Source organism: Buttiauxella agrestis ATCC 33320 (genome assembly GCF_000735355.1).
In the GTDB taxonomy this organism is placed as follows: Bacteria; Pseudomonadota; Gammaproteobacteria; order Enterobacterales; family Enterobacteriaceae; genus Buttiauxella; species Buttiauxella agrestis.
Map to the genome: position 1 here is coordinate 109399 of NZ_JMPI01000020.1, position 26460 is coordinate 135858.

The 26460-nt window shown below is 49.9% G+C and carries 24 protein-coding genes and 1 other annotated feature; of the genes, 10 read left to right on the forward strand and 14 right to left on the reverse strand.

Translation table 11 applies throughout. From position 1 onward, the window contains the following. Positions 1-46 precede the first annotated feature (46 nt). Positions 47-1561: a nitric oxide reductase transcriptional regulator NorR gene (gene norR / locus GBAG_RS04200; RefSeq protein WP_034493734.1), complete on the forward strand. Its 1515-nt coding sequence runs from the start codon at positions 47-49 to the stop codon at positions 1559-1561. A 5-nt stretch (positions 1562-1566) separates the two neighbouring features. Here norR and GBAG_RS04205 read toward each other — a convergent pair whose 3' ends face one another. Then, a complete protein-coding gene (locus GBAG_RS04205; RefSeq protein WP_034493735.1) occupies positions 1567-3132 on the reverse strand; it encodes an EAL domain-containing protein in 1566 nt (521 codons plus the stop codon). Between the two features lie 143 nt (positions 3133-3275). Between GBAG_RS04205 and GBAG_RS04210 the strand changes: the two genes are divergently transcribed. Next, positions 3276-3998, forward strand: a complete 723-nt coding sequence (locus GBAG_RS04210; protein ID WP_034493736.1) for a GntR family transcriptional regulator — start codon at positions 3276-3278, stop codon at positions 3996-3998. Here GBAG_RS04210 and GBAG_RS04215 read toward each other — a convergent pair. Further along, a complete protein-coding gene (locus tag GBAG_RS04215; RefSeq protein ID WP_034493737.1) occupies positions 3986-5185 on the reverse strand; it encodes an enolase C-terminal domain-like protein in 1200 nt (399 codons plus the stop codon). The two genes, GBAG_RS04210 and GBAG_RS04215, sit on opposite strands and share 13 nt — an antisense overlap. 304 nt (positions 5186-5489) lie before the next feature. On the opposite strand from GBAG_RS04215, the gene GBAG_RS04220 reads away from it, so the two are divergent. After that, on the forward strand, positions 5490-6860 hold the full coding sequence (locus tag GBAG_RS04220) for a PTS transporter subunit EIIC (RefSeq protein WP_034493738.1): 1371 nt from the start codon (positions 5490-5492) through the stop codon (positions 6858-6860). Positions 6861-6928: 68 nt separating this feature from the next. On the opposite strand, the gene GBAG_RS04225 is transcribed toward GBAG_RS04220, so the two are convergent. Genes GBAG_RS04225 through GBAG_RS04240 form a run of 4 tightly spaced genes read right to left on the reverse strand, consistent with a single transcriptional unit; the run spans position 6929 to position 10238 of the window. Further along, positions 6929-7600: a methionine ABC transporter permease gene (locus GBAG_RS04225; RefSeq protein WP_034493739.1), complete on the reverse strand. Its 672-nt coding sequence runs from the start codon at positions 7598-7600 to the stop codon at positions 6929-6931. Beyond that, the gene (locus GBAG_RS04230) at positions 7585-8376 is read right to left on the reverse strand and encodes a methionine ABC transporter ATP-binding protein (protein WP_081908374.1); all 792 of its coding nucleotides are present in this window, start codon (positions 8374-8376) and stop codon (positions 7585-7587) included. Before GBAG_RS04230 ends, GBAG_RS04225 begins: the two co-directional genes overlap by 16 nt. After that, positions 8373-9182 carry a MetQ/NlpA family ABC transporter substrate-binding protein gene (locus tag GBAG_RS04235; RefSeq protein ID WP_034493740.1) on the reverse strand — a complete coding sequence of 270 codons (810 nt, stop codon included), beginning with the start codon at positions 9180-9182 and terminating at the stop codon, positions 8373-8375. Before GBAG_RS04235 ends, GBAG_RS04230 begins: the two co-directional genes overlap by 4 nt. Positions 9183-9200: 18 nt before the next feature. Continuing rightward, positions 9201-10238: an isopenicillin N synthase family dioxygenase gene (locus tag GBAG_RS04240; RefSeq protein WP_034493741.1), complete on the reverse strand. Its 1038-nt coding sequence runs from the start codon at positions 10236-10238 to the stop codon at positions 9201-9203. Positions 10239-10534: 296 nt separating this feature from the next. On the opposite strand from GBAG_RS04240, the gene ykgO reads away from it, so the two are divergent. Next, entirely contained in the window at positions 10535-10675 is a 141-nt protein-coding gene (gene ykgO, locus GBAG_RS21980; protein WP_072011136.1) for a type B 50S ribosomal protein L36, read from the forward strand. A 25-nt stretch (positions 10676-10700) separates the two neighbouring features. Here the strand turns inward: ykgO and GBAG_RS04245 are convergent, their stop codons facing one another. The 6 genes from GBAG_RS04245 to acrA form a co-directional block, all read right to left on the reverse strand. Beyond that, positions 10701-11159: a YlaC family protein gene (locus GBAG_RS04245; RefSeq protein ID WP_034493742.1), complete on the reverse strand. Its 459-nt coding sequence runs from the start codon at positions 11157-11159 to the stop codon at positions 10701-10703. A 102-nt stretch (positions 11160-11261) separates the two neighbouring features. Next, positions 11262-11816, reverse strand: coding sequence for a maltose O-acetyltransferase (gene maa, locus GBAG_RS04250; RefSeq protein WP_034493743.1), 555 nt, complete (start codon positions 11814-11816; stop codon positions 11262-11264). 329 nt (positions 11817-12145) lie between these two features. Beyond that, entirely contained in the window at positions 12146-12364 is a 219-nt protein-coding gene (locus tag GBAG_RS04255; protein ID WP_034493744.1) for an HHA domain-containing protein, read from the reverse strand. A gap of 28 nt (positions 12365-12392) precedes the next feature. Beyond that, positions 12393-12767 carry an Hha toxicity modulator TomB gene (tomB, locus tag GBAG_RS04260; protein ID WP_034493745.1) on the reverse strand — a complete coding sequence of 125 codons (375 nt, stop codon included), beginning with the start codon at positions 12765-12767 and terminating at the stop codon, positions 12393-12395. 553 nt (positions 12768-13320) lie between these two features. After that, positions 13321-16470, reverse strand: a complete 3150-nt coding sequence (gene acrB, locus GBAG_RS04265) for a multidrug efflux RND transporter permease subunit AcrB (RefSeq protein ID WP_034493746.1) — start codon at positions 16468-16470, stop codon at positions 13321-13323. Between the two features lie 22 nt (positions 16471-16492). Next, complete coding sequence (gene acrA / locus GBAG_RS04270) at positions 16493-17692, reverse strand: multidrug efflux RND transporter periplasmic adaptor subunit AcrA (protein WP_034493747.1); 1200 nt, start codon at positions 17690-17692, stop codon at positions 16493-16495. A gap of 143 nt (positions 17693-17835) precedes the next feature. On the opposite strand from acrA, the gene acrR reads away from it, so the two are divergent. Continuing rightward, complete coding sequence (gene acrR, locus GBAG_RS04275; protein WP_034493748.1) at positions 17836-18477, forward strand: multidrug efflux transporter transcriptional repressor AcrR; 642 nt, start codon at positions 17836-17838, stop codon at positions 18475-18477. A gap of 143 nt (positions 18478-18620) precedes the next feature. After that, complete coding sequence (gene mscK / locus GBAG_RS04280; RefSeq protein WP_051873632.1) at positions 18621-21959, forward strand: mechanosensitive channel MscK; 3339 nt, start codon at positions 18621-18623, stop codon at positions 21957-21959. Positions 21960-22031: 72 nt separating this feature from the next. Here mscK and rsmS read toward each other — a convergent pair whose 3' ends face one another. Both rsmS and priC read right to left on the reverse strand, forming a co-directional pair. After that, on the reverse strand, positions 22032-22193 hold the full coding sequence (gene rsmS, locus GBAG_RS21985; RefSeq protein ID WP_072011137.1) for a pleiotropic regulatory protein RsmS: 162 nt from the start codon (positions 22191-22193) through the stop codon (positions 22032-22034). A 32-nt stretch (positions 22194-22225) separates the two neighbouring features. Further along, the gene (gene priC, locus GBAG_RS04285) at positions 22226-22762 is read right to left on the reverse strand and encodes a primosomal replication protein PriC (protein ID WP_034493750.1); all 537 of its coding nucleotides are present in this window, start codon (positions 22760-22762) and stop codon (positions 22226-22228) included. 57 nt (positions 22763-22819) lie between these two features. Between priC and GBAG_RS04290 the strand changes: the two genes are divergently transcribed. From GBAG_RS04290 to GBAG_RS04305, 4 genes are all read left to right on the forward strand, one after another. Beyond that, positions 22820-23197: a DUF454 family protein gene (locus GBAG_RS04290; RefSeq protein ID WP_034493752.1), complete on the forward strand. Its 378-nt coding sequence runs from the start codon at positions 22820-22822 to the stop codon at positions 23195-23197. A 126-nt stretch (positions 23198-23323) separates the two neighbouring features. Continuing rightward, the gene (gene apt / locus GBAG_RS04295) at positions 23324-23875 is read left to right on the forward strand and encodes an adenine phosphoribosyltransferase (protein ID WP_034493753.1); all 552 of its coding nucleotides are present in this window, start codon (positions 23324-23326) and stop codon (positions 23873-23875) included. A gap of 228 nt (positions 23876-24103) precedes the next feature. Continuing rightward, entirely contained in the window at positions 24104-26020 is a 1917-nt protein-coding gene (gene dnaX, locus GBAG_RS04300) for a DNA polymerase III subunit gamma/tau (RefSeq protein WP_034493754.1), read from the forward strand. Beyond that, positions 25356-25420 (forward strand) — a sequence feature (DnaX frameshifting element). Its footprint overlaps the gene before it by 65 nt. Positions 26021-26107: 87 nt before the next feature. Continuing rightward, positions 26108-26437 (forward strand): YbaB/EbfC family nucleoid-associated protein, encoded by a 330-nt coding sequence (locus tag GBAG_RS04305; RefSeq protein WP_034458087.1) that lies wholly within the window; start codon positions 26108-26110, stop codon positions 26435-26437. Positions 26438-26460 lie beyond the last annotated feature (23 nt).

Here is a 26460-nt window from a genome sequence, read left to right on the forward strand (position 1 = left end):
TGACTATTACGCGGTAACGTTAATCTTTTCCAATCTGGAGCCGCTCATGAGCCTGTCTATTACTTCGCTTGCCAATATCGCCATCGACCTGCAAAGCGGCATTTCTCACCAGGATCGTTTTGCCCGTTTGATTCGCACTTTGCGCCAGCTTTTAGGCGGGGATGCCACGGCATTATTGCGTTACGAAGCGCGGCAGTTTCGCCCGCTGGCGATTGATGGACTGGCGCAGGATGTGCTCGGCCGGCGTTTTGATTTGGACGCACATCCGCGCCTTGAGGCGATTGCTCGCGCGGGTGATGTGGTGCGTTTTCCGGCGGATAGCGAATTACCTGACCCTTACGATGGGCTGATTCCCGACCATACAGATTTAAAAGTGCATGCTTGCCTTGGGCTGCCGCTGTTTGCCGATCAAAATTTGATTGGTGCGTTAACGGTTGACGGTATGGACCCGCTGCAATTCGACCATTTCAGTGATGAAGAGTTACGGTTAATTAGCGTGCTCGCTGCGGGAGCACTGAATAACGCATTGCTGATGGAACAACTTGAAAATCAAACACCTGCTGCGACGAGCGCCCCCATCAGCACGAAAAGCAACAGCGCTGAAATGGTTGGTTTATCTGCGGGAATGTTGCAACTCAAGAAAGAGATCGAGATCGTTGCTGGTTCTGATTTGAATGTGCTGATCACCGGGGAAACTGGCGTTGGGAAAGAGCTGGTGGCGCGTGCTATTCACAGTGGCTCGGCGCGTGCGGCGAATCCACTGGTGTATCTCAACTGTGCGGCACTGCCGGAAAGCGTGGCGGAAAGTGAATTATTCGGCCATGTAAAAGGGGCGTTTACCGGAGCCATTCATCATCGAACCGGCAAGTTTGAAATGGCAGACAACGGCACGCTGTTCCTGGATGAAATCGGCGAGTTGCCATTAACGCTTCAGGCGAAATTGCTGCGGGTTTTACAATATGGCGATATTCAGCGCGTGGGCGATGACAGCAGCCAAAGAGTGAACGTGCGAGTGTTGGCGGCGACCAATCGTGACCTTAAGCAACATGTGCTGGCAGGGGCGTTTCGGGCCGATTTATTCCACCGTTTAAGCGTGTTTCCGCTGCATGTGCCGCCACTGCGCGAGCGTGGCGATGATATCACTTTGCTGGCAGGGTTTTTCTGCGAGCAAAGCCGCGTGAAAATGGGACTCAAGCAGGTGGCTTTGAGCGATGCTGCCCGTAATCTGCTCCGCCGATATGACTGGCCGGGGAATATTCGCGAACTGGAACATGCGCTTTATCGAGCCACGGTACTGGCGCGTTCAGGTAAGCCGGACGGTGAAATTTGGTTGCAACCGCAGCATTTCCAGTTAGCCGATAGTGAACCCAAATCCGTGAGTCAGCCTGCTGTTTCAGCGCCGCTGGTGGATAATTTGCGCACCGCAACGGATGATTTCCAGCGTCAGATTATTATCAGCACTCTGGCGTCCTGCGCGGGGAATTGGGCTGCATGCGCCCGCCAGTTACAGTTGGACGTGGCGAATTTACACCGCCTGGCTAAACGCCTGGGGGTTAAATAACCGGCTTATTTCGCCACTTTGGCGCGATAACTCTCAACCCATTGGATAAATTCATCTTTTGCCAGGGCTTTACTGAACAGCCAGCCCTGGCCGTACTGCACGCCTTGTTCGCGTAACCAGGTGGCCTGGCGCGGGGTTTCAATCCCTTCGGCTACCATCAAAATACCCAATGCATTGGCCATTTCAATAATATGCGGTGTGACGTTTTTATATTCGAGGGCATCAACAAATGACTTGTCGATTTTAAGAATATCGACGTCAAGATCTTGCAAGTAACTCAGGCTTGAGTATCCCGTCCCGAAATCATCAATGTAGATGGCGTGTCCGGCTTGACGATATTGCGCAACGATCGGCGCAGTTATTTTTGGATCAGCAAAACCACGCTCGGTAATTTCAAATGCGATTTGTCCCGGCTTGACAGAATACCGAACCAAATAAGGCTGAATAACCTCCAGAATATGCAGGCTACGAATATCGCGTACACCTAAATTAACCGAAATATGGTGGTCAGGATGCTGGCAAAGCCACTCCCCCAGCTCGATAAATATTAACTCAATGACTTGTTCGGTTAATTGCGTCACTAACCCAGTCTGCTCTGCCAGGGGAATAAACGCATCCGGATTAAGCATCGAACCATCTTGTTGCTGCCAGCGAATCAGGGCTTCAGCGCCAACACTTTCACCACTTTGCAGATGGACAATAGGCTGATACACCACACTGATTTCATGATTTTTAATGGCATCCATCAGTCGATTGCGCGGCGATAATAAACGTCGCAGGATGCTAATCAGGAATATCCCCGCAGCAAGACTAATGACCAGACCAATAGGGAGCCAGATGAAAAGCTGTTCATACCAGACGCCGTTCATCGGCTCTCGCGATGCCCAGGTAATCATTGCCAGCCCAAGATCGTTATCGCGGCGGATAATGTAAAAATCGTCGTCAGTCTGAAACTCATCGAGGCCCAGGGCAAGCGGAATGCGCCATTCATCAGGCACATAGTGGCTATTGCTGGCAATAAGCAGGTTTTGACCCAAACCCACCATGGCGATATTTAAGGTATATTTTCCGAACGGCAGGATATCAATAAACGACATCGGATCGATAAGCGCCAGATGTGGCAGTTTCCCGATATACACCATTTTCCGTTTAAATCCCGGTGCGGGTGGGGTGGTGTACCAGGCATTAAAACCATTGGGGCCAATACGATCCGGTCTGCCAATTAAAGTGCTATCACCGTAAGGCACCAGCGACGTGCAGAGAATATGGTTATTATCCTGAAACATGACTTCTTGCACGTAGCGATATTTAAGCGCGATGCGATGCATGGCATCTGTATGGGCTTTTGAACACGAATTATCATTGACCAGGTTGATTTCATCTACGGCCGCCACTGCCTGATCGATGACTTTGCCGGTGCGATACATGGCGTGATCGGCAAATTCGGCTAATTCCTCGTGGAAAACCTCTTCAGCATTACGATGTGCGAAATAGACACTGAGAAGAATAGGGGACAGAACTGCCAGAATCAGTACACCGCTTACCAGGCTTATGAGCTTGCGAGATGTCATTCTTTAAGCTCCGTTAAGAGGTTAGTTTTTATAATGGTTTCCATAGACGAGGTTAGTCTATCTCAGCTCAATACGGGATGTTATGTTTTACTTCAAACTGGGCTATTTAAACATCATGCAAATCAGCGGCTGGTGAATCGGACATGAAGAAAAAAGAGTTTGTTATCCAGGATCTGTTAAGCAAAATTTACCAGCACAACGACAATCAGCGGCGCAAATTACCGCCCGAGCGCCAGCTTGCCGCGGAATATGATGTTTCGCGTTTCACTATTCGCAAAGCGCTGGAAAAATTGGTCAGCATTGGCGTCGTCGAAATTATTCAGGGTTCCGGTATCTGGATTAATCCACAGGCACGTAATAATCCGCTGGTATATAACTCCATCACTGAAAAACGTTTTGACCAGATGGCTTTTCGGATGGTGAATCTGCATAAAAAATTACCCGGTCTTGAGGAGCAGCAGGTATTTGGTCTGGGTGCCGATGAGTATATCTGGCAGTTTTGCCGCCTGCGCTATGTCGATAACCAGAAAGTACAAATTGAAATATCGCGCATGCCGGTCAAGGATTTTCCTGATTTGAATCAGAAGGTTATTGAACGGTCGATTCAACAATATGTGCTGAGTAAAGGTTTTCGGATCTCTCATTTATTAACCAGTTATCAGGCTGTGGCAATTAACAAAGAACAGTCAGCATTGCTGGAGTGTAAAAAGGGCAGCCCGGCGATGCGTATCATCAACCGGGGAATTCTTGAAGGGGGACGCGTGTTCGAAATTAGCGATATCGTTGATATCAATTATTCCTGCACCTACGTCACCCCCTATAACCACGATAATTTAGCTTATCGCCAGGGAACTCAAGGCGTGTGAATCGCGCCATTGGGTAAGCGGCTTTGCGTCCACTCGTGCGGGCGATATTCCACCGGAAAGGCTTCTGCTTTTTGCTGGTCGAACCCGACACCAATACCCGGTTTTTCCAACGGATAAATATATCCTTGCTCCGCTACGGGGGCGCCCGGGAACACGGATTCAGTATTTGGCTTGTTCGGAATGAATTCCTGAATAGCGGCATTATGCAGATGAATATTTAAATGGGTATTCACGGCAACACCAATCGGCGTCATGTCTGACGGGCCATGCCAGGCGAGGCGCACGCCAAATGCCTGGCAAAGAACCGCGAGCTTCAGCGCAGGCGTAATCCCACCAATTTGCGAAACGTGGCAGCGAATAAAATCGATGCGTCGATTCACAATCAAATCATGCCATTCAGCCGGGTTATTGAATAGCTCGCCCATTGCCAGCGGAACGGAGGAATGCGCACGAACCTGTTCTAACCAGGCACTTTGCTGAGGCGGCAGAATATCTTCGATAAACCACGGCTGATAGGGTTCCAGCGCTTTTGCCAGTTGCACCGCTTGTTGTGGGAACAGGCGTTCATGCACATCATGAAGAATATGGAATTGGTTGCCGTATTTCTCACGCAGCGCTTTAAACATCGCCACCGTGTTGGCCATGTATTCATCCTGGTCATAATAGGCGCCTGGCGTCGGGGATTTCGTGGCATGTAAACCCTGCGGTGTGCCGCCATAAAACCCAAGCTGGCAGCGGATGTAGCGATAACCTTGCGCCAGCAGTTTGTCCACTTCGAGATATAAACCTTCCAGCGTTTCACTCGCGGCGTGGCTATAAGCTGCAATAGCGTCCTTCGATTTGCCACCAAATAGCTGATACAGCGGCATATTGGCAAGCTGGCCCTTGATATCCCACAGGGCCATATCAACACCTGCCATTGCGTTGTTGATGACCGGGCCATTGCGCCAGTAGGCGTTGACCGTCATCATTTGCCACAGCTCTTCGATGTTATTGGCATCGCGGCCGATGAGCAGCGGTTTGAGGTACTCATCAACCATGGTTTTTACCGCAAGTGGGCGCTGCTGGAAAGTGGCACAGCCCAGGCCGGTGACGCCTTTATTGGTCGTCACGCGCACAGTCACCAGGTTATGACGATCGGGGCGGGTAATAAAGCATTCGATATTTTCAATAATGGTTGGTAGCACGAGATTACTCCAAACGCGTTTTAATAACGGTCAATTGCTCATCAGATTTAAGGCTTCTGTTTATTACTATCACCTTATTTTTGAGTGCCGGTAAATCATTTTTTTTGCTTATTTTTATTGGTCAGGAAAAGGGGCGTGATGTGTAATAAAACCATACCAATTTGTTCTGTAACGCTGTTTTATGCCTTTCATGGCGGCTAAGTGTGACAGTGGTCAAAGTTTATTGGTTTGTTTTCATGGTTGTGATTCCCTAACATCAATGGCATTCAACACATAACAATAAGCAATTCTTTGGGAGTGACAGATGGGGACTCGTGATGCCATTAATAATATTATTCACCTGATTGGCGGTGCGGATAATATTAGTAAGGCCTGGCACTGTATGACGCGCTTGCGCTTCTCTCTGGTCGATGAAAATAAAATTGATCAGTCAGCAATTAAAAAAATACCGGGTGTTTTGGGGGCGCAAATCCAGAGCGACCAATTTCAGATAATCATTGGCCCGCAGGTCAATACCTGGTACGAACAACTGACCACGGCGCTCGGTTCATCGCCTGAACAAACCGCTCAAGCTGGCGAGAAGAGAACGCGCAAAAGTCTGGTGTCGATGTTTATGGATACCGTGTCGGGCGTGTTTGGCCCGATTGTCCCCGCTATCGCTGGCGCCGGGATGATCAAAGGCCTGCTGGCAGGATTGATTGCGCTTAAAATGGTTTCGGCAAAAAGCGATACGGTTATCGTCATCGATTTGATTGCCAGCGGGGTGTTCTATTTTTTACCGTTCTTCCTCGCCATTTCCGCCGCGCGTATCTTCAAAACCAACGAGTACCTGGCCGCTGCGGTAGCCGCCTGTTTGATGTATCCGTCGCTGATTGAAGCGGCAAAATCGCTGGCGAGCCATGCACCGAATGCCGTTGATGCGTTCTACTTTTTGAACGTAGTGCCTATTTCGGTCTTTAACTACGCATCGAGTGTGATTCCGGTAATTTTCTCAGTGCTGGCATTGAGTTACATCCACCGTTGGGTGGATAGATTTATGCCGGACGTGCTAAAAACCGTCTTTACGCCAACGCTCACGTTGTTCCTGGCCGCCCTGGTTGCGCTGGTGGTGATCGGGCCGATGGGGATTTATCTGGGTAAAGCACTCGCGTGGTTTATTGAAGGGCTGTTTGGGGTTTCGGCAAGTTTTGCCGGACTGGTGGTGGGGGCTATTCGCCCGGTGGCGATTTTAACCGGTATGCATCACGCGATGACGCCTATTGCGCTGCAAAACTTCACCGACCGTGGTTATGACATGCTGATGCCGATGATGTTTATGGCAAATATGGCGATTGCCGGGGCGACGTTTGCTATCTGGATGCAAAGTAAATCACGTGAAGAGCGGGCCGTAGTGTTACCTGCGGCGATTTCTGCCCTGCTGGGGATTACCGAACCTGCGTTATTTGGCGTGCTGACACGCTATAAGAAAGCGTTTATTGCCGCCACTGTGGCAAGCTCCATCGCCTCGGCATTCATTGCTTTCTTCGGTGTTCGTTTGTATGGCTATATTTTATCGAGCATTTTTAGCCTGCCCGCGTATATCGGCCCGTATTTTATCTTTGCTTTAATGGGCGTGGCGCTGGCATTGGGATTATCGTTTACGTTGACCACCTTGCTGGTGCGCGAGAAAGTCTGAAAAACTGGCGGATGACGCTTACGCTTATCCGCCCTACGAAAGATTGCTAATCCATCCTACTGGACGTTTTAACGCCGGTGCGCGAGGCGGCGCACCAGGCGGTCACCCATACTTTGCACAAGCTGAACCATCACCACCAGAATCACCACGGTGCCAATCATCACCTGGTCATTAAAGCGCTGATAACCATAACGAATCGCAAGATCACCCAAGCCGCCCCCGCCAATAACGCCCGCCATAGAAGAAAAACCAATCAGCATCACAACGGTGAGTGTGATACCGGCCAACAATGCGGGTAACGCTTCGGGCAACAGCACTTTGCCGATGATATGCCACACATTGCCGCCCATCGATAGAATGGCTTCGATGCGGCCTTTATCGACTTCATCTAAGGCGTTTTCAACCACACGCGCAAAGAAAGGGAATGCGCCAATGGTAATCGGCACCACCGCTGCGGTGCTGCCCAGAGTGGTGCCGACGATTAATCGCGTGAAGGGGATCAGAGCAATCAGCAGCACAATAAAGGGCAGCGAACGCCCGACATTCACCACGCTACCGATAACCTGATTCAGTTTTGGTGCGGGTAATACGCCATCGCGACGAGTGAGAAATAACAGCACACCCAACGGCAAACCGATAATCACCGTAAACAGGGCCGCAAGTCCGACCATGTAGAGCGTGTCGAGTGTGCCGTCGAGCAGCAATGGCCATAAATCTTCCCAGGCTAAGCGACTTCGCATAACACTCTCCCTGAAACGCCGAGTCGGCGTAAAAATGCTTTTTCTGCCGCGTCGCCAGGGAGCAATGCCTGGCGCAGGCGGGAGTAGGGGCTGACCAGTAAATCAGACAGCGAGCCGCTTTCGACTAACTTGCCGTTCTCAAGTAATGCCGCGTGATCGCAAATCGCCTTCACCACCTCCAGTTGATGGGTAATCAGCACGATAGTGACGCCCAATTTGCGATTAATGTCCATCAGCAACGCCAGCACAGACGCGGTGGTTTCGCTATCTAACGCGCTGGTTGCCTCATCGCAAAGCAGCACATCGGGGTGAGCGGCAAGGGCACGTGCAATTCCCACGCGCTGTTTTTGCCCGCCAGACAGTTGCGACGGGAAAGCGTGGGCTTTATCACTCAGACCCACTAATTCGAGCAACTCATGAACCCGTTGCTGGCGTATTTCATGCGGCTGCCCGGCGATTTCCAGCGGGACGGAAATATTGTCCGCCACGTTTCGGGCATGAATTAAATTAAAATGCTGGAACACCATTCCTGTGCGCTGGCGATGAGCGCGCAGCTCGCGATTATTCAGCGTAGTGATATCCACATCGTGCATCAGAATGCGGCCCGACGTGGGCCGCTCCAGCAAGTTCAAACAGCGAATCAAGGTGCTTTTCCCTGCGCCACTACGCCCGAGAATGCCGTAGATTGCACCATCTGGCACAGTCAGTGAGACATCATCCAGTGCCGGTTGGCCTCCTCCGGCATACACTTTGCTCAGCCGTTCAAGCGTAATCATGACTGTGGCGTGGCAACCGGGATAACAGACCCGTTGAACTGCGTACGAATAAATTCAGCAACCTGCGGTGATTGCAGATCTTTCGCCAGTTCTTTGATGCGCGGATCGTTGGCTAAATTCGGGTTAGTCACCAGAATATTGGCATACGGATTATGGGTCGCACTTTCCAGTCCCAGCGCGTCTTTTGACGGCGTTAAACCGGCTTCCAGCGCGTAGTTACCGTTGATCACCGCCAGATCCACATCATCAAGTGAACGCGGTAATTGCGGGGCTTCGATTTCAACAATCTTCAGATGTTTTGGGTTACTGGCGATGTCACGCGGCGTGGCCTGGTTTTGCGCAGCATCTTTAAATTCCGGCTTCAGGGTAATTAACCCTTTGTCTTGCAACAAATAAAGAGCGCGGCTCAGGTTAGTGACGTTATTAGGCAGCGCGAGGGTGGCATTATCCGGCACGGATTTCAGGTCTTTGTATTTGTGCGAGTAAATCCCCAGTGGTTCAATATGAACGGTAGCGGCAACGGCGAATTTTTTACCCAGCGCTTTTTCCTGGTCGCGTAAGTACGGCACATGCTGGAAGTAGTTAGCATCGACATCGCCATTCGCCAGCAATTCGTTGGCATTCACGCCATTACTCAGCTCCACCACTTTGAGTTTTAAATTAGGATCGAGTTTTTGCACGAAGGCCAGAATTTCTGCATGTGGCACAGCATCTGCGGCAATGCGTAAGGTTTCTGCGGCGTGAGCGCTGAAAGCCAGAGTCAAAGACAGCGCGACCCCTGCCAGTTTAAAAGCGGCATTTTTCATGGTGTTTTCCTTTATTGTTTAAGCGATGAGTTCAGTGCTGTTACGCAAGACATCCGGGTAATAACGTTCTGCCACGTCAGGGTGCGAACGCAGGCGGCCTTTTAAATAGTTCCAGCCGACGTCACGGAGCAATGGATTATGTGGATCGCTCTCCGGCCCTAAAGCCTGTTGCGCCAGTTCAGGCGGCAGGGCGTAAACCGGCACAACGGCGTCGAGTTGAGCGCCGAGGAAAAAGGCAATGGACTGGCGTTCTTGCCCCGGTGGCGGCGATATCACACGGTGAACCGTGGCTCGTAAATAGCCGTTGGTCGCAAGTTCCAACAACTCACCAATATTCACCACAAAACTACCGGGCAGTGGCGCGGCATCTATCCAGTTATCAGGCGTGACTTCTACCTGTAAACCTTGCTGCTGGTCTTGCAGTAAAAAGCTCAGGAAGCCGGAATCTTTATGCGCCCCCACACCCTGATTGCTATCGGTTGCGGACTTGCCAGGATAGCGAATCAGCTTGATGTGTTCGTTGGGCTTGTTGCCATAGAGATTGTCGAAGCTGTCAGCCGGTAATTTCAGCGCTTGTGCAAAGGTGCGCAACAGTTTGAGCGCGACGGCAGTCATCTCGCGTTGAAACTGCAAAAGGGTTGGTTTCAGGGTTGGTTGCGATTCCGGCCACAGGTTTGGCCCTTGCAGCCGCAGCCAGCCGGGTTGGGATTCATTGATGGAAAGTGCCAGGCGCTCAGCGCCGATATCAAACTGTTCGCGCCAGTCAGGTTTGCCACGTGTTAATTCACTGGCGGCGCGGTTATAACCGCGAAAGTGAGGAGAGTGGATCATCGCCACTTTCTGCTTTTCAGCTTCTGGCAAAGTGAAAAACTGTTGTGCTTCATCCTGAACGGCCTGTTGCAGTATGGGGCTAATGCCGTGGTTAATTAAATAGAAGAAACCGATATCACGAGCCGCCAGGCGCAGTTGTTCAAGAAAAGCAGCGCGGTCAGTGGCTGTGCCCTCAAGGGCTAAGAGATCGAGTATTGGCAATGTCTGGATCGTTGTTTTGCTCATCATGGACTCCGCTTATTTCAGATGTTTTCTTGATACGTTCTGATTTTCTCGCCCGACAACAACAATACTGATTCATGATTTATCCCTTCTGAAACGATGTGGTGTTCATGGAAGTTACATTGCCGCAAGCATGTCACGCCGCCCAATATTGTTATCTTCTAAGATATTGTCGCGCGGGGTTCTAAGCTTTTGCGGGATTTAGCTATGGCGGGTTTTGCAGACAAACTGGCTTGCGTTTTGGTCGCTCATCTTTTATCTTGTTGTTATGTTATAAAGTAACAATAAAGGGTGTGGACATGAAGGTTTTAAATTCGTTACGCAGTGCTAAGCAGCGCCATCCGGATTGCCAGATAGTGAAGCGCAAAGGGCGGTTGTATGTGATTTGCAAAAGTAATCCGCGTTTTAAAGCGGTGCAGGGCAGGAAGAAGCGGCGTTAAGAGAAGGGGCTTTGGCCCCTTGTTTTCAGGAACGGGCGAGCGAAAAGATATCGTAAAAAGAGAGTTCGCCTTTGGTGGAAACCATTTTATGCAGCAGCGATTTTTTCTGTTCGTCAACACCAGGGGATTGCAGGATTTTATCAATCAACGTTGGCGGCACATTGCGCGTGTTATACCACTCGCCGTTGTAGCAAACGCGAAGATCCAGCACATCAATATCGTCGTACCGATAGCGCGGATTCACATCAAAAAAGAAAAAGCCGTTTAGCAGCGCAAACAACACCACCAATAACCAGACCGATCCTGACAGAGTGTCCGATTCCAGCATCACCCACAGTGTGGCAAACCAACCTATCCACATGCCGATAAACAAACCTGGATGTTTGCGAATAAAGCTGATGCTAAAACGTGGGCGATTATCGCGTTTTTCATCGGTGTTGAGTTGCTCAATGGTGTCGGTGAGCAGACGCTGAATTTCAGTCATGATGGGCCTTTTGAACAGAAACGCTACAGGCAGAGAACTGTTATTCTAAGAACCCCACCAGGGGTAAAAAAGTAACAGTTCTGCCAAAAAAAAGCATAACAGTTAGTCGAGCATTTTAATTACCCGCGCTGGGTTCCCGGCGACGACTGCGTTTTCTGGAATATCTTTCGTTACCACGGAGCCTGAGCCAACCACCACGTTATCGCCAATGGTCACGCCAGGGTTGATCACTGCGCGTCCGCCAATCCAGACATTATGCCCAATGGTGACGGGTTTACCGAACTCAACACCGCTGTTGCGGGTTTCGGCATCCAGTGGATGCGTGGCGGTGTATATATGGACGCCAGGGGCCAGCATGCAATTGTCGCCAATGTGAACCGGACAAACGTCGAGGATTACGCAGTCGAAATTAGCGTAGAAGTTTTTGCCGAGGAAAATATTGTAACCATAATCACATCGAAACGACGGTTCAATATATGCATCGAGGCTTTGACCAAGCAATTGACCCAGTAATTCGGCGCGAACAGCTTGCTCATCAGGGGCAGTGTGATTAAAGCGGTGAATCAAGTGACGAGCATTAACACGATCGGCACGAAGTTGCGTGTCAGCAGGGCGATAAAGCTCGCCTGCTATCATTTTCTGTTTTTCTTCACTCACGGAGATGCCTTTAATAAATAGTTGGGACATCGGTTAACGTAAGCGATTAGTTTGTTATTTATGAGAGCGCTCTTTCATTTTGTGACTGTAATCACACAGTTAAATGTGAATCTTAACAATCAAAGATAAAGGAAAGCTGCAGACGCATTGCTCCAGCAGGCCTTACAGGTAAAGCGAGGAATATCGAGCCTTGAGCATAACGATACTGTCCAGAATAATATTGCTACTTAGCCACGCCAGGCGTTGCTAACCAGGATATAACTTCTGCTGGCCGATGGTGTAACAGCATGTCAATCTAAATGCCTAAACGTAATAACGATTCAGAAGTATTAACGAATAAATGACCATACAGAAGGCGGTATTTTATCGTAAAGCTTATTCATGGTCAGTTCTGCCAGACGGTGGTCTGCGGCTGAATAAAATACTGCCAATTCATTATCTGATAATTCGTATTTATTCTTTTCAATCACTCGTTCTAATGTATCAATTGTTTGGCAGCGTCGCAGGCGCATCAAATAATCGGTCTTTGTTAATGGTTTTGTAGTCATGAAGTCACCTTGTACATCTTGTAATAGTTTAAAAGGAGAGGCTTACTGGGTTTGCGCGGCTCTCAGTAACGAAGCATCGGAATAATCGGTTTCCAGACTTTCTCCATTTCTGAAGATCCTGGGCATTGATACCGTAGTTACTGAACAGCATAAATGTATCGTCCAAATATTCATCAATTTGTTCAATCAATTTACTCTCATCATCGTACTTAATTTTGTAATTAAGTGCGAATGCCGCAATGTGCTCAATCAATTCATTCAACTGCAAGTTAATGGCCGAAGTAGGATCATTAACCCAACCATGATTACTCTCGCCAAGGTTGGTAAGGCAGTCATGATACATGTTTTCGCAGAGAAACTTAAGCTGCGCGATATCATGCCGTTTTGGTGAGTATTCGTCCATAATGCAGCCCCTTTTATCGAACAAAAATTTGATAAACATAACGCGTTGGGGTGGACACACCTGGATGAGGTGGGGATCAATTACAACGATTATTCCATATACTTTTACTATAAATCAATCTGTACCAGATTTCCTTTCGGTATTACGAAAAATTACATTTGCTGAAAAGCCGTTTACCCTAACGCAATGTTTATTAAGACTTTCACGTTTTTTAAAAGCTTTTTCCTATAAATGAACCAAAAAGACCACTTCAAGAAATAGTTTATTTTCAAGAGGTTAATTTTATGTTGCTCGATGTGAATCTTAAGCGATGTATATTAGTTATCGCTTAAGATTTATCCTAATAAATAAGTATGATTCGATTTTGCGGGTTTTGCAGAAAAATTAAGTAATATCTTGCCACAGACTCAGGATTTGCAGGGTTTATATTGCAACATTTTGAAACTTATCGTCGGAAAAACCGACGACGCTAATTATTAATTAATATGACAAATAAGACTCAACATAAATAAAAAAGGCCGCTTGCGCGGCCTTTTAGATGCAGAACTTAGTCTTACTTGTGATGCTCAACTGCGTGAGTGTGTTCAACATCTTCAGACTTGCTGCTGAAGCGGCGGCGTACCACCACGAAGAACACCGGCACGAAGAAGATAGCCAGGACAGTTGCTGTCACCATCCCGCCCATTACACCCGTACCTACCGCGTTCTGTGCGCCGGAGCCAGCACCGGAGCTGATTACCAGCGGCATTACACCGAGGATAAACGCCAGTGAGGTCATCAGAATCGGACGCAGACGCATACGTACAGCTTCGAGTGTCGCTTCAATCAGGCCTTTACCTTCTTTTTCCATCAAGTCTTTGGCGAATTCCACGATAAGTATCGCGTTCTTCGCCGACAAGCCAATGGTTGTCAGCAGGCCTACCTGGAAGTACACGTCGTTAGTCAGACCACGTAAGGTTGCGGCAAGTAATGCCCCCACAACACCCAGCGGAACAACCAGCATAACCGAGAATGGAATCGACCAACTCTCGTACAATGCAGCCAGACACAGGAATACCACAATCAGGGAAATCGCATACAGGGCAGGGGCCTGGTTACCAGACAAACGCTCCTGATAAGACATACCCGTCCAGTCGTAGCCGATACCGGTTGGCAACTTGCTCGCCAGTTCCTGCATCAGATCCATCGCTTCACCGGTACTTTTACCCGGTGCTGCCTGACCCAGGATTTCCATGGATGGCAAACCGTTGTAACGTTCCAGACGCGGTGAACCGTATTCCCAGTGCGCGGTTGAGAACGCAGAGAATGGCACCATCTGGCCGGTAGAACCGCGAACATACCAGCTGTTGATATCGCTTGGCAGCATACGGAATGGCGCATCAGCCATCAGGTAAACTTTCTTCACACGACCACGGTCGATGAAGTCGTTCACGTAGCTACCACCCCATGCTGCACCCAGCGTGGTGTTGATATCACTGATAGAAACGCCCAATGCCTGTGCTTTTTCCTGGTCGATATCGACTTTGAACTGCGGCGTATCTTCCAGACCGTTTGGACGTACGCCCACTAACAGGTCAGGATGTTTTGCCACTTCGCCAAACAACTGGTTACGTGCCTGAGTCAGTTTTTCGTGTCCAAGGTTTGCCTGGTCAATCAACTGGAAGTCGAAGCCCGTTGCAGTACCCAGTTCTACGATAGCTGGCAGGTTAAATGCGAACACGATGGCATCTTTGATTTTCGAGAATTCGGCGCTTGCGCGACCAGCAATCGCTGGAACCTTATTCTCTTCACCCGGACGCTCGTCCCAGTCTTTCAAGGATACGAATGCCAGACCGGTGTTCTGCCCTTGTCCTGAGAAGCCAAAGCCGTTAACGGTAAATACAGAGTTAACGTTGTCTTTCTCTTTTTCAAGGTAGTACTTGGTCACATCATCAAGAACAGCTTGTGTACGTTCTTGCGTTGCACCCGCAGGCAACTGCGCCATGGTCAGGAACACGCCTTGGTCTTCGTCTGGCAAGAAGGAACTTGGCAGGCGAATAAACAGGAAGGCCATGCCAACCACTATCAGCAGATACAACACCAGGTAACGACCGGTGCTACGCAAAATGTTACCGACGCTGTCGGTATAGTGATGCGTGCTCTTGTCGAACATGTTGTTAAACCAGCCGAAGAAGCCTTTCTTCTCGTGGTGTTCGCCTTTCGCAATCGGCTTGAGCAGAGTGGCGCAAAGTGCTGGTGTCAGGATCATTGCTACCAGTACAGAAAGCACCATTGCCGATACGATGGTAATAGAGAACTGACGATAGATTGCCCCTGTGGAACCGCCGAAGAACGCCATCGGTATAAATACCGCTGACAGAACCATCGCGATGCCGACCAGAGCGCCCTGAATCTGTTCCATTGATTTGCGCGTGGCTTCTTTTGGTGGCAATCCTTCTTCCACCATCACACGCTCAACGTTTTCTACTACGACGATGGCGTCATCTACCAACAGGCCTATCGCAAGCACCATCCCGAACATCGTTAGGGTGTTTATCGAATAGCCAAAGATGGCAAGGATGGCAAACGTCCCCAGCAGTACCACTGGTACCGCAATCGTTGGAATCAATGTGGCGCGGAAGTTCTGCAAGAACAGATACATTACCAGGAACACCAGCACGATGGCTTCAACGAGGGTTTTGACTACCTCTTTGATAGAAATTTTAACGAACGGCGTGGTGTCGTATGGGTAGACGACTTTCAAGCCTGCCGGGAAGAACGGTTGCAGTTTTTCTACGGTGGCACGTACCGCATTGGCAGTATCCAGGGCGTTAGCACCGGTTGCCAGTTTGATACCTAAACCAGACGCAGGCTGTCCGTTGAAACGCGCGACAACGTTATAGTTCTCGCCGCCCAACTCAACTTTTGCCACATCTCTGAGCAGAACCCGTGAGCCATCTTGATTCACTTTCAGCAAAATTTTGCTGAACTCATCGGCAGATTTCAAACGGGTCTGAGCAATGATTGAGGCGTTAAGTTGCTGGCCTTTAACCGGCGGAGTACCGCCTAACTGACCTGCTGCTACCTGGGCGTTCTGCGCTTTGATAGCGTTAATAATATCTACCGGCGTGAGCTGGTAATTGTTCAGTTTGTTCGGGTCCATCCAGATACGCATCGCGTACTGTGCACCAAACAGCTGAACGTCACCCACACCACGAGTACGGCTGATTGGGTCTTTAATGGTTGCGCCAACGTAGTCCGAAATATCTTCCTGTGTCATGGAACCGTCGGTATTGATCATACCCAGAACCATCAGGAAGCTACTTGAGGACTTCTCAACGCTTACACCTTGCTGCTGGACTTCTTGTGGAAGCAGCGGCATTGCCAGTTGCAATTTGTTCTGCACCTGAACCTGCGCGATATCGGCATCAGTGCCGGAATCGAAGGTAATGGTGATGGTGACAGAACCCGAGGAATCACTGGAAGAGGACATGTACAACAGGTTATCGATACCGTTCATGTTCTGTTCGATAACCTGAGTCACAGTATCCTGCACCGTTTTCGCATCAGCACCTGGATAGTTTGCAGAGATAGAAATTGCCGGTGGCGCAATGGTTGGATATTGCGCGATAGGCAATTTCATGATCGCAAGCCCACCCGCCAACATAATAATGATGGCGATTACCCAGGCGAAAATAGGGCGATCGATAAAAAACTTAGCCATGTCTTAACGGCTCCTGTTTAAGTTAAGACTTCGTTTGTTCAGACTGTGCGCCAGCGGCTGCTTGATCCTGGCCTTTATTCTCTGCCGCCACTTCCTGCGCCTTCACCTGAACACCGGGTTTCACTTTTTGCAAACCGGTTACAATAACGCGATCGCCATCCTTCAACCCTTCAGTAACCAGCCATTTGTCGCCGATAGCCTGAGATGCAGTGATATTGCGCACTTCCACTTTGTCATCTTTACCAATAACCATTGCTGAAGCATCGCCACGCGGTGTACGAGTCACACCTTGTTGCGGAACTAACAGTGCATTTGGATTAGTACCTTCTTCCAGTTGTGCGCGAACAAACATGCCCGGCAGTAACGTTTTATCTGGATTCGGGAAGATGGCACGCAAAGTGATAGAACCGGTGGTTTGGTCAACCGTCACGTCAGAAAACTCTAAAGAGCCTTCCTGCGGGAAAGTGATACCGTCATTGGTGACTAATTTGACTTTAGCTTTACCGTTTTCTTGTTTCAGTTTGCCGTCAGCTAACTCTTGCTTAAGGCGCAAGAAATCGTTGCTGGATTGGGTCACATCAACATAGATAGGGTCGAGCTGTTGTACGGTTGCTAACGCAGCAGATTGTCCGCTGGTAACCAGTGCGCCTTCTGTTACAGAAGATTTGCCAATGCGACCACTAATAGGTGAAGTCACTTTGGTGTAAGCAAGGTTGATACGAGCAGATTCAACGGCGGCTTTAGCCGCAACGACGGATGCATTTGCCTGTTGAGAATCGGCAAGCGCGGTGTCGTAATCTTGTTGACTGATGTACTTAGTACCCAAAAGTTTCTGATAACGTTTAAGCGTCAGCTGAGCAATGTTTGCACTTGCCTGTGCTTTCGCGAGGTCGCCTTTTGCACTGTCATACGCAGCTTGATATGTTGCAGGGTCAATCTGATACAGCGAAACGCCAGCCTTGATTTCACTTCCTTCTTCGAAGTTACGTTTCAGGATGATGCCACTGACCTGTGGACGGACTTCTGCAATACGGTAAGCGCTGGTACGGCCCGGTAGCTCTGTTGTTATCTGCAAAGGAGCACTTTTCAAAGTCACCACACCCACTTCTGGGGTATGCGGGGCACTCTGTTGTGTCTCTTTGTCATTACATCCTGTAAGCACTAAGCTGCCTGAGAGCATCAGAACGGCCGCCAGAGGCGTAAACCCTCTGTTTTTGTTCATATGTAAACCTCGAGTGTCCGATTTCAAAGTTGTTCAATGGATCAAGTGTCCACAAACCCATTGCTGCGTTTATATTATCGTCGTGCTATGGTACATACATTCACAAATGTATGTAAATCTAACTACCTTAATTTCACCCACTTATGGCACGAAAAACCAAACAACAAGCACTAGAGACCCGCCAACATCTTCTGGATGTTGCAATCCGCTTGTTTTCCCAACACGGTGTTTCCGCAACTTCGCTGGCGGATATCGCAAAGGCAGCTGGTGTCACTCGTGGTGCAATCTACTGGCATTTCAAAAATAAGTCGGATTTGTTTAATGAAATCTGGGAGCTAACGGAATCCAGTATTGGTGACTTAGAAACTGAGTATCAGGCAAAATTTCCTGACGATCCACTTTCTGTTGTCAGAGAGTTACTTATTTACATATTACAAGCAACTGTCGCCGATGAACGCCGCCGCCTGATGACTGAAATCATCTTCCATAAATGTGAATTTGTCGGGGAACTGGCTGTTTTACAACAGGCCAGGCGCGAACTTTATATGGAAGGTAATGAAAGAATCGAGAGCAGTTTACAGCGTTGCATTGATGCAGAGATGTTACCAAAAAACCTACGCCTATCCCACGCTGTTATCCTTCTTCGTAGTTACATTACCGGGCTGATTGAAAACTGGTTAGTTGCGCCCGACAGCTTCGATCTTCACGGTCAGGCGGAAGACTACGTGGCTATATTATTGGAAATGTTCCAAAACTGCCCAACCCTGCGATCAAGTCCACACTAAAAATAGGATTAATAGGGTAATTCTGAACATAGTTGCCCAAGGTTTTTCCGAAAAGACGTGCTAATCTTGCGGCTCGTATTTCGTCTCTAACTCGCCAACCTTTTCGGCCAGTTTTTAAACACTGTCAAACTATGCCGCAACTCATGAGTTCACTGTATTCACGTCGTGTTTCCGCGCGGTTTTTACTCATCGCTTTGGTTAGCCTGTTTTGTATATTGGCGCAGCCAGTCTGGGCGAAAAGTAATTCCAGCGATCTCCCAAGCCGCGAAGAAATTCAAAACCAGCTCAACGCGCTGAATAAGCAAAAAACGCTGTCGCCAAATGACAAACTCACCCAGCAAGATCTTAATGAAACGCTTGAAGCGTTGGACAAAATTGATCGGGTCAAGGATGAAACAGCAAAACTTCATCAGCAGGTAACCGAAGCGCCAAAAGCGCTGCGCAAAGCCACCGAGGCGTTGAACGAACTCAAAAACCAGCGTGAAAATCAGGCTGCGGAAGAGGCCGAAATTGAATCGTTAAATTTGCGTCAGCTTGAATCGCGTCTGAATGATTTGATGACGGATTTACAGAATTCGCAAAGCGATTTAGCCACCTGGAACAGCCAGCTTATATCCCTGCAAACGCAGCCCGAGCGTGTGCAAAATGCGATGATGACGGTCTCGGCCCAGCTTGAAACCATCCGTAACCGTCTGAACGGCGTCACGCCCGGTGCGGTAGAGCTGCGCCCAAGCCAGCAAACCTTGTTACTGACTCAACAGGCGTTGCTTAATGCGCAACTCGATCAACAGCGCGACAGCCTGAAAGGCAACACCATCTTGCAGGATGCGCTGCAAAAACAACGCGACTACACCAACGCCCATATCAATCAGCTGGAGCACACGCTGCAACTGCTGCAAAAAGCGGTCAGCAGCAAGCGTTTAACGCTGACACAGCAGACAGCGCAGGAAGCGATAGACTCTGAAGATACGGTTAAAATTCAGCAAAACCCGTTGGTGAAACAAGAGCTGGATATCAACCACCAGTTAAGCCAGCGTTTGATTGATGCCACTCAGCACGCCAATGAAATGGTGCCGCCGAGCATCCGCATCAAAAATACCCTCGACCGGGCGCTGCAATCTGAACGTAACCTCAAAGAGCAAATTGCCGTCCTGAAAGGCAGCCTGCTGTTGTCACGTATCCTTTACCAACAACAGCAGCAAAACTTGCCGTCAGCGGAAGACACCGAAGACCTGACCAACCGTATTGCGGATATTCGTCTCGAACAGTTTGATGTCAACCAGCAGCGTGATGCCCTTTTTCAACCAGACGAACTGGTGCAGAAAATTGAAGACGGGCACATCGATGAAGTGACGCCTGACGTTCATGAAGCGTTATTACAAGTTCTGGATACGCGTCGCGAATTGCTCGACCAACTGAACAAACAGCTCGGCATGCAACTCATGCTGGCTATCAATCTGCAAAACAATAAGCAGCAACTGCAAAACGTCACGAAATCGCTCGATCAAATTCTGACCGAGCAGATTTTCTGGGTGACCAGTAATAAGCCAATGGATTGGGACTGGCTGAAATCATTGCCTTCATCAATACGCGATCAGTTTAAAAGCGCCCGCATTAACCTGAAGGGGCCAGAAAGCTCGTTAAAAATCATCGCCATCTTGTTGCTGATGATTCCGGCATTATTACTGGCCGGTATCATTCGCTGGAAATTTAAAGCGATTGATCGCTACCTGGAAAAACAGGCGAGTCGGGTAGGACAACTGCGCAACGACAGCCAGATGCTGACGCCAAAAGCTATTGCACTCACCCTGGTGAAAGTCCTGCCCGGTGCGCTGGTTATTTACTCCATCGGGCTGGTATTTGCTGGTATGGAGATGAATATCAGTGAATCCATGCTGGCGTTCTGCAAACAGCTTTCTCTGTCCTGGTTAGTGTTCGGCTTAACGTATCAAGTGCTTTCTACCAACGGTGTGGCCGTGAGCCACTTTAATATGGCGCCGCAATTGTGCAGCCACTATCGTCGCCAGCTAGTGCGTATTGGTTGTGCGTTACTACCGTTATTATTCTGGTCGGTATTGGGTGAGCGTTCTCCGCTGCACCTGGTGGAAGATGCGCTTGGGCAGTTAATTATCTTCTTCAACCTGCTGCTCATTGCCGCCCTGGTGTTCCCAATGTGCCGTGAAAACTGGCGCAACAAAAACAACCACACCATTCAATTGTTTACCGTCACGATGATGGGCGTGGTACCCGTGGTGTTAATGGTGCTGACGGCGATGGGGTATTTCTATACCACCTTACGCCTGGCGGGCCGCTGGATTGAAACCATCTACCTGATCCTTATCTGGAATCTGGTTTACCAGACCGTACTGCGCGGGCTGAGCGTTGCGGCACGCCGCATGGCCTATCGCCGCGCGGTATTACGCCGTGAAAACCTGGTGAAAGAGGGCGCAGAAGGCGGTGAGCCGGTAGAAGAGCCTCCGCTGGCACTCGACCAAATCAACCAGCAAACCATGCGTCTGGCCATCATTGCGCTGTTCGCACTGTTTGCCATCGTGTTCTACACCATTTGGTCAGATTTGTTCGGGGTATTCGGTTATCTCGATAGCATCCAGCTCTGGAGCTACAACGGGACTGAAGCCGGTGCCGCCATCGTGAAGCACGTCACCATGGGCAGTCTGTTATTTGCGGTGATTGCCTTTGCCATTGCGTGGGTGCTGATTCGCAACTTACCCGGCCTGTTGGAAGTGCTGGTGCTCTCGCGTCTGCAAATGCGCCAGGGCGCGTCGTACGCCATTACCACGATTCTGAACTATGTGATTATTGCCGTCGGGGCGATGACCATCTTTGGTTCTCTCGGTGTGTCGTGGGATAAATTGCAATGGCTGGCGGCGGCATTGTCGGTCGGCCTCGGTTTTGGCTTGCAGGAGATATTCGGTAACTTCGTTTCCGGTCTGATTATTCTCTTCGAGCGCCCGGTGCGTATTGGCGATACCGTCACCATCGGCACTTTCTCCGGTAGCGTCAGCAAAATCCGTATTCGCGCCACAACGATTACCGATTTCGACCGTAAAGAAGTGATCATTCCGAACAAAGCGTTTGTCACGGAGCGCCTGATCAACTGGTCGCTGACCGATACCATCACGCGAGTGGTGATTCGGCTGGGCGTTGCGTATGGATCCGATCTGGATAAAGTGCGCGAGATCTTACTCAAAGCGGCTCATGATCATCCAAAGGTCATGCACGATCCTGAGCCAACCGTGTTCTTCACCACCTTTGGTGCCAGCACACTCGATCATGAGTTACGTCTGTATGTGCGTGAACTGCGCGACCGCAGTTATACCGTCGATGAGCTGAACCGGAGCATTGATCGTCTGTGCCGTGAGAACGGAATTAACATCGCCTTCAACCAGTTGGAAGTGCATCTGCGTAATGATAAAGGCGATGAACTGACCGAGGTGAAGCGCGATAACAACGGGAAATGAGATGCTGTGCCGGATGACGCTGCGCTTATCCGGCCTACGGTAAAGCTTTTGTAGGGTGGATAACGCTTACGCTTATCCACCGTTTTCTTTTTGTTCTTCCCGCTTACGCAAAAAATCCTGACGGACAATCTCAAGTGCTGCGAGCGCGGTTTCCGTCGGGATTTCATGTTGTTCCAGCAGCATAATCAAATCGACCGCAAGTTTGACTTCTTCTGGTGCGTTATCCAGCGACATATCGTTAGTCTCGTTAATGTGTATTTTGGGTATTAGCTTAGCCCACGCTCTCGCCTTTCGATGGCACGCTCTATACGAGTCAGTGCCTGACGGCAGCGCTGCAAACGCCCCTCGAGCGCGGCCAATTCCTTCTGGAGTTTTTGCTGTCCGGCAAGCGTTGCCTGCAACGAAAGCTGGCTTTCGCGATCGCTAATCATAATCTGGATACGACGTTCGTAATCCTGATGCGTCGAGAGCTTTTCATATAAATTCTCGGCAACCACGGGTTGCGGATCGTTTTTTCGCATTTTGACGGTCGCCAGTTCACGCTGTAACGCAGCGATTTGCGCCACCAGTTTTTCAGCAAGATAGGCAACTTGCTCCGTTCGGCCCACTTTCACGCTAAGCTGTAACTGTTCAAGATTTGCCTGAACTTCGCTGAGATAATCTTTAAGTTGCGTGCTGTGGGTCGAAAACAGCTTACTATCGAAACGGGCTTGCGAGGCGCGTTGTAATGAGACGGGCGCTATGGCTTGCGCGAGTTCCGCGACGCGAGTATTCAAAGCTTGTAACAGCGAAGCGGTTTTCACAAAATGACTCTCCAGTGGTGTACGTGTTTAAGCGCCAGGTTATCGATGGAATACTGAATGAAACGGACAATATTAATCATCATTGGTTGGCTGGCGGTAGTCCTTGCGACGTTGGGTGTTGTCTTGCCTTTACTTCCCACAACCCCATTTCTACTGCTGGCGGCCTGGTGCTTCGCTCGTTCATCGCCGCGTTTCCACCACTGGCTATTGTATCGCTCATGGTTTGGCAGTTATATCCGCCATTGGCAAAATCATCGTGCACTGCCGCCGGGAGCAAAACCCAGGGCATTGATTTTCATCGTGTTAACTTTTGCGGTATCCCTTTACCTGGTCAACATTCTTTGGGTCAGGCTACTATTATTGTTGATGATGTGTGCGCTGCTGTTCTTTATGTGGCGCATGCCGGTAATTGACGAAAAGCAACAAAAGCCATAAACCGCATTTGCGGTGGTTGCAATTGTTGGTGCCAGCCAGTAAATTCGACCGTTTTCGAGCACGGTATGACTGATTAATAAGCAGTCTCGTGCTTTGTTAGAATCATGTTTTTAGCAGGCATTAATTATGACCGCGACTGCGCAGCAGCTTGAATATCTGAAAAACAGCATCAAAAGCATTCCAGACTATCCAAAACCTGGGATCTTATTCCGTGACGTTACCAGCTTGCTTGAAGATCCGAAAGCCTACGCCACCAGCATTGAATTATTAGTTTCACGCTTTAAAGACGCCGGTATCACCAAAGTGGTGGGTACTGAAGCGCGTGGCTTCTTGTTTGGTGCACCGGTTGCGCTGGAATTAGGTGTCGGCTTCGTGCCGGTTCGTAAGCCTGGTAAACTGCCACGCGAAACTATCGCTGAAAACTACGAGCTGGAATACGGCACCGATCAACTGGAAATCCACGTTGATGCAATCCAGCCTGGCGACAAAGTTCTGGTGGTCGATGACTTACTGGCAACCGGCGGCACCATTGAAGCAACCGTCAAACTTATCCGCCGTTTGGGTGGGGAAGTGACTGACGCGGCGTTTATCATCAATCTGTTTGATATTGGTGGTGAGCAGCGCCTGGAAAAAATGGGCGTGAAAAGCTACAGCCTCGTACTGTTCCCTGGCCACTAAGTTCAGCCTCCATATTCCCCAAACTATACCCGTTAGCATTCGAGTTGCAGGTAGGCGGCAAGGACGAGAATCCCATGGAGCTTACTTGAGTAAGTGACTGGGATGAGCGTATGCAGCCAACACACCTGCAGCTTGAAGGATGATGGGTATAGAAGCCTCGCCCGATGGGTGAGGCTTATGTTAGCATTACCCCCTGAATTCACACCCGCGATGTAGAGCCTATCTCGTATGAGCTACCAGGTCTTAGCCCGCAAATGGCGGCCACAAACTTTTGCTGATGTTGTCGGCCAGCAACACGTTCTGACTGCGCTGGCTAATGGCTTATCCATGGGCCGAATCCACCACGCTTATCTCTTTTCCGGGACGCGCGGCGTGGGGAAAACCTCCATCGCTCGCTTGCTGGCGAAAGGGTTAAATTGCGAAACCGGCATTACTGCCACTCCTTGCGGCGTGTGCGATAACTGCCGTGAAATAGAACAAGGTCGCTTTGTTGACCTGATTGAAATTGACGCCGCTTCGCGCACCAAAGTAGAAGACACCCGTGATTTGCTGGACAACGTTCAGTACGCCCCGGCGCGTGGCCGCTTTAAAGTCTATCTCATCGATGAAGTGCACATGCTCTCCCGCCACAGTTTCAACGCCTTGTTGAAGACGCTGGAAGAGCCGCCATCACACGTTAAATTCTTGCTGGCGACTACCGATCCGCAAAAGCTGCCGGTCACTATTCTTTCTCGCTGCCTGCAATTCCACCTGAAAGCGCTGGATGTCGAACAAATCCGCCATCAGTTGGAACATATTCTTGGCGAAGAGAAAATCCCATGTGAAACGCGTGCGCTACAATTGCTCTCCCGTGCCGCAGATGGCAGCCTGCGTGATGCGTTAAGCCTCACCGACCAGGCCATTGCCAGCGGTGACGGGCATGTGACCACCGCCGCGGTGAGCGCGATGCTCGGCACGCTCGACGATGACCAGGCGCTGTCGTTAATTGAAGCGATGATTCATGCCGATGGCGAGCGCGTCATGAGCTTGCTGAATGATGCCGCCGGGCGGGGTGTTGAGTGGGAAGCACTGCTGGTGGAAATGCTGAGTCTGCTGCATCGCGTGGCGATGGTTCAGCTTTCACCTGCCGCGTTAGGCACAGACATGGCTGCCATTGAACAACGTATGCGTGAGCTGGCTCGCGTTGTGCCGCCTGCCGAAGTGCAGCTTTATTACCAGACTTTGCTGATTGGGCGCAAAGAGTTGTCCTGGGCACCTGATCGCCGCATGGGCATTGAAATGACGTTGCTGCGTGCGCTGGCGTTCCATCCGCGCAAACCTTTACCCGAACCTGAACAACCGCGACAGGCACCGAGTATTCCGGTGATAAACCCTGTTCCGGTACGCCAACAAACATCGGCCCCGCCGCCACGGCAAAGTGAAACGACGCTGCCAGACACCACAAGTCAGGTGCTGCAAGCGCGAACACAGCTAATGCGCCAGCAGGGAGCCAACAAAGCAAAAAAGAATGAGCCGGCAGCGCAAAATGTAGCGCGGCCGGCGAAGAATACCGCACTGGAACGTTTAGCCTCGGTCACCGAGCGCATTCAGTCCCGGCCCGCAACAGTTGAAGAAAAACCCGCGCCGAAGCCAGAGGCTTATCGCTGGGTATCGCAGAACGTTTCTGATGTCGTCGAAGAACCGGTCGCGACACCAAAAGCATTGAAGCGGGCGCTCGAGCATGAGAAAACCCCGGAACTTGCGCAGAAACTGGCACTCGAAGCCATAGAACGCGACGGTTGGGCAGCTGAAATTAGCCAACTTGTGTTGCCGAAGTTAGTGCAACAACTGGCGCTAAATGCCTGGAAAGAACAGGACGGCAACCGCGTTTGTCTGCATCTGCGCCCGGCGTTACGTCACCTCAATTCGCCATCGGCTATGAAAACGCTGGCCGATGCGATGAGTGATTTTAGTGGCGAAACAGTTGAGCTGACTATTATTGAAGATGATAATCTCGCACAACGCACCCCGCTGGAGTGGCGTCAGGCCATCTACGAAGAGAAGCTGGCGCAGGCACGGGAATCAATGAGTGCTGACAACAACATCCAGACGCTGCGTCGTTTCTTTGATGCGGAACTGGATGAAGACAGTATTCGACCAATTTGACAAACCGGCTCACCCGGTTTGTTGTAAACCCTGATAGCCGATAATCGTACTCTGCGGTTAGTCGGCCCGAGCAAAAGAGAGAAGACTATGTTTGGAAAAGGCGGTCTGGGCAACATCATGAAGCAAGCCCAGCAGATGCAGGAAAAAATGGCCCAGGTTCAGGAAGAAATCGCCCAAATGGAAGTCACAGGCGAATCTGGCGCGGGTCTGGTTAAAGTCACCATCAACGGTGCTCACAACTGCCGTCGTGTCGAAATCGATCCAAGCCTGATGGAAGACGACAAAGAAATGGTTGAAGACCTGGTTGCTGCAGCCTTCAACGATGCCGCTCGTCGTATTGGCGAAGCGCAGAAAGAGAAAATGGCTGGCGTTTCCAGCGGGATGCAGTTGCCACCAGGCTTCAAAATGCCATTCTGATTTTGTTTTTCTCCCTCTCCTGC

Coding starts and splice junctions, on each gene's coding strand:
- GBAG_RS04305 (WP_034458087.1), top strand. CDS start 26,108: ATGTTTGGAAAAGGCGGTCTGGGCAACATCATGAAGCAAGCCCAGCAG.
- mscK (WP_051873632.1), top strand. CDS start 18,621: ATGAGTTCACTGTATTCACGTCGTGTTTCCGCGCGGTTTTTACTCATC.
- norR (WP_034493734.1), top strand. CDS start 47: ATGAGCCTGTCTATTACTTCGCTTGCCAATATCGCCATCGACCTGCAA.
- GBAG_RS04240 (WP_034493741.1), bottom strand. CDS start 10,238: ATGAGCAAAACAACGATCCAGACATTGCCAATACTCGATCTCTTAGCC.
- GBAG_RS04290 (WP_034493752.1), top strand. CDS start 22,820: ATGAAACGGACAATATTAATCATCATTGGTTGGCTGGCGGTAGTCCTT.
- GBAG_RS04230 (WP_081908374.1), bottom strand. CDS start 8,376: ATGATTACGCTTGAACGGCTGAGCAAAGTGTATGCCGGAGGAGGCCAA.
- GBAG_RS04205 (WP_034493735.1), bottom strand. CDS start 3,132: ATGACATCTCGCAAGCTCATAAGCCTGGTAAGCGGTGTACTGATTCTG.
- GBAG_RS04210 (WP_034493736.1), top strand. CDS start 3,276: ATGAAGAAAAAAGAGTTTGTTATCCAGGATCTGTTAAGCAAAATTTAC.
- acrR (WP_034493748.1), top strand. CDS start 17,836: ATGGCACGAAAAACCAAACAACAAGCACTAGAGACCCGCCAACATCTT.
- apt (WP_034493753.1), top strand. CDS start 23,324: ATGACCGCGACTGCGCAGCAGCTTGAATATCTGAAAAACAGCATCAAA.
- acrB (WP_034493746.1), bottom strand. CDS start 16,470: ATGGCTAAGTTTTTTATCGATCGCCCTATTTTCGCCTGGGTAATCGCC.
- GBAG_RS04245 (WP_034493742.1), bottom strand. CDS start 11,159: ATGACTGAAATTCAGCGTCTGCTCACCGACACCATTGAGCAACTCAAC.
- rsmS (WP_072011137.1), bottom strand. CDS start 22,193: ATGTCGCTGGATAACGCACCAGAAGAAGTCAAACTTGCGGTCGATTTG.
- dnaX (WP_034493754.1), top strand. CDS start 24,104: ATGAGCTACCAGGTCTTAGCCCGCAAATGGCGGCCACAAACTTTTGCT.
- acrA (WP_034493747.1), bottom strand. CDS start 17,692: ATGAACAAAAACAGAGGGTTTACGCCTCTGGCGGCCGTTCTGATGCTC.
- tomB (WP_034493745.1), bottom strand. CDS start 12,767: ATGGACGAATACTCACCAAAACGGCATGATATCGCGCAGCTTAAGTTT.
- GBAG_RS04235 (WP_034493740.1), bottom strand. CDS start 9,182: ATGAAAAATGCCGCTTTTAAACTGGCAGGGGTCGCGCTGTCTTTGACT.
- GBAG_RS04220 (WP_034493738.1), top strand. CDS start 5,490: ATGGGGACTCGTGATGCCATTAATAATATTATTCACCTGATTGGCGGT.
- GBAG_RS04225 (WP_034493739.1), bottom strand. CDS start 7,600: ATGCGAAGTCGCTTAGCCTGGGAAGATTTATGGCCATTGCTGCTCGAC.
- GBAG_RS04255 (WP_034493744.1), bottom strand. CDS start 12,364: ATGACTACAAAACCATTAACAAAGACCGATTATTTGATGCGCCTGCGA.
- ykgO (WP_072011136.1), top strand. CDS start 10,535: ATGAAGGTTTTAAATTCGTTACGCAGTGCTAAGCAGCGCCATCCGGAT.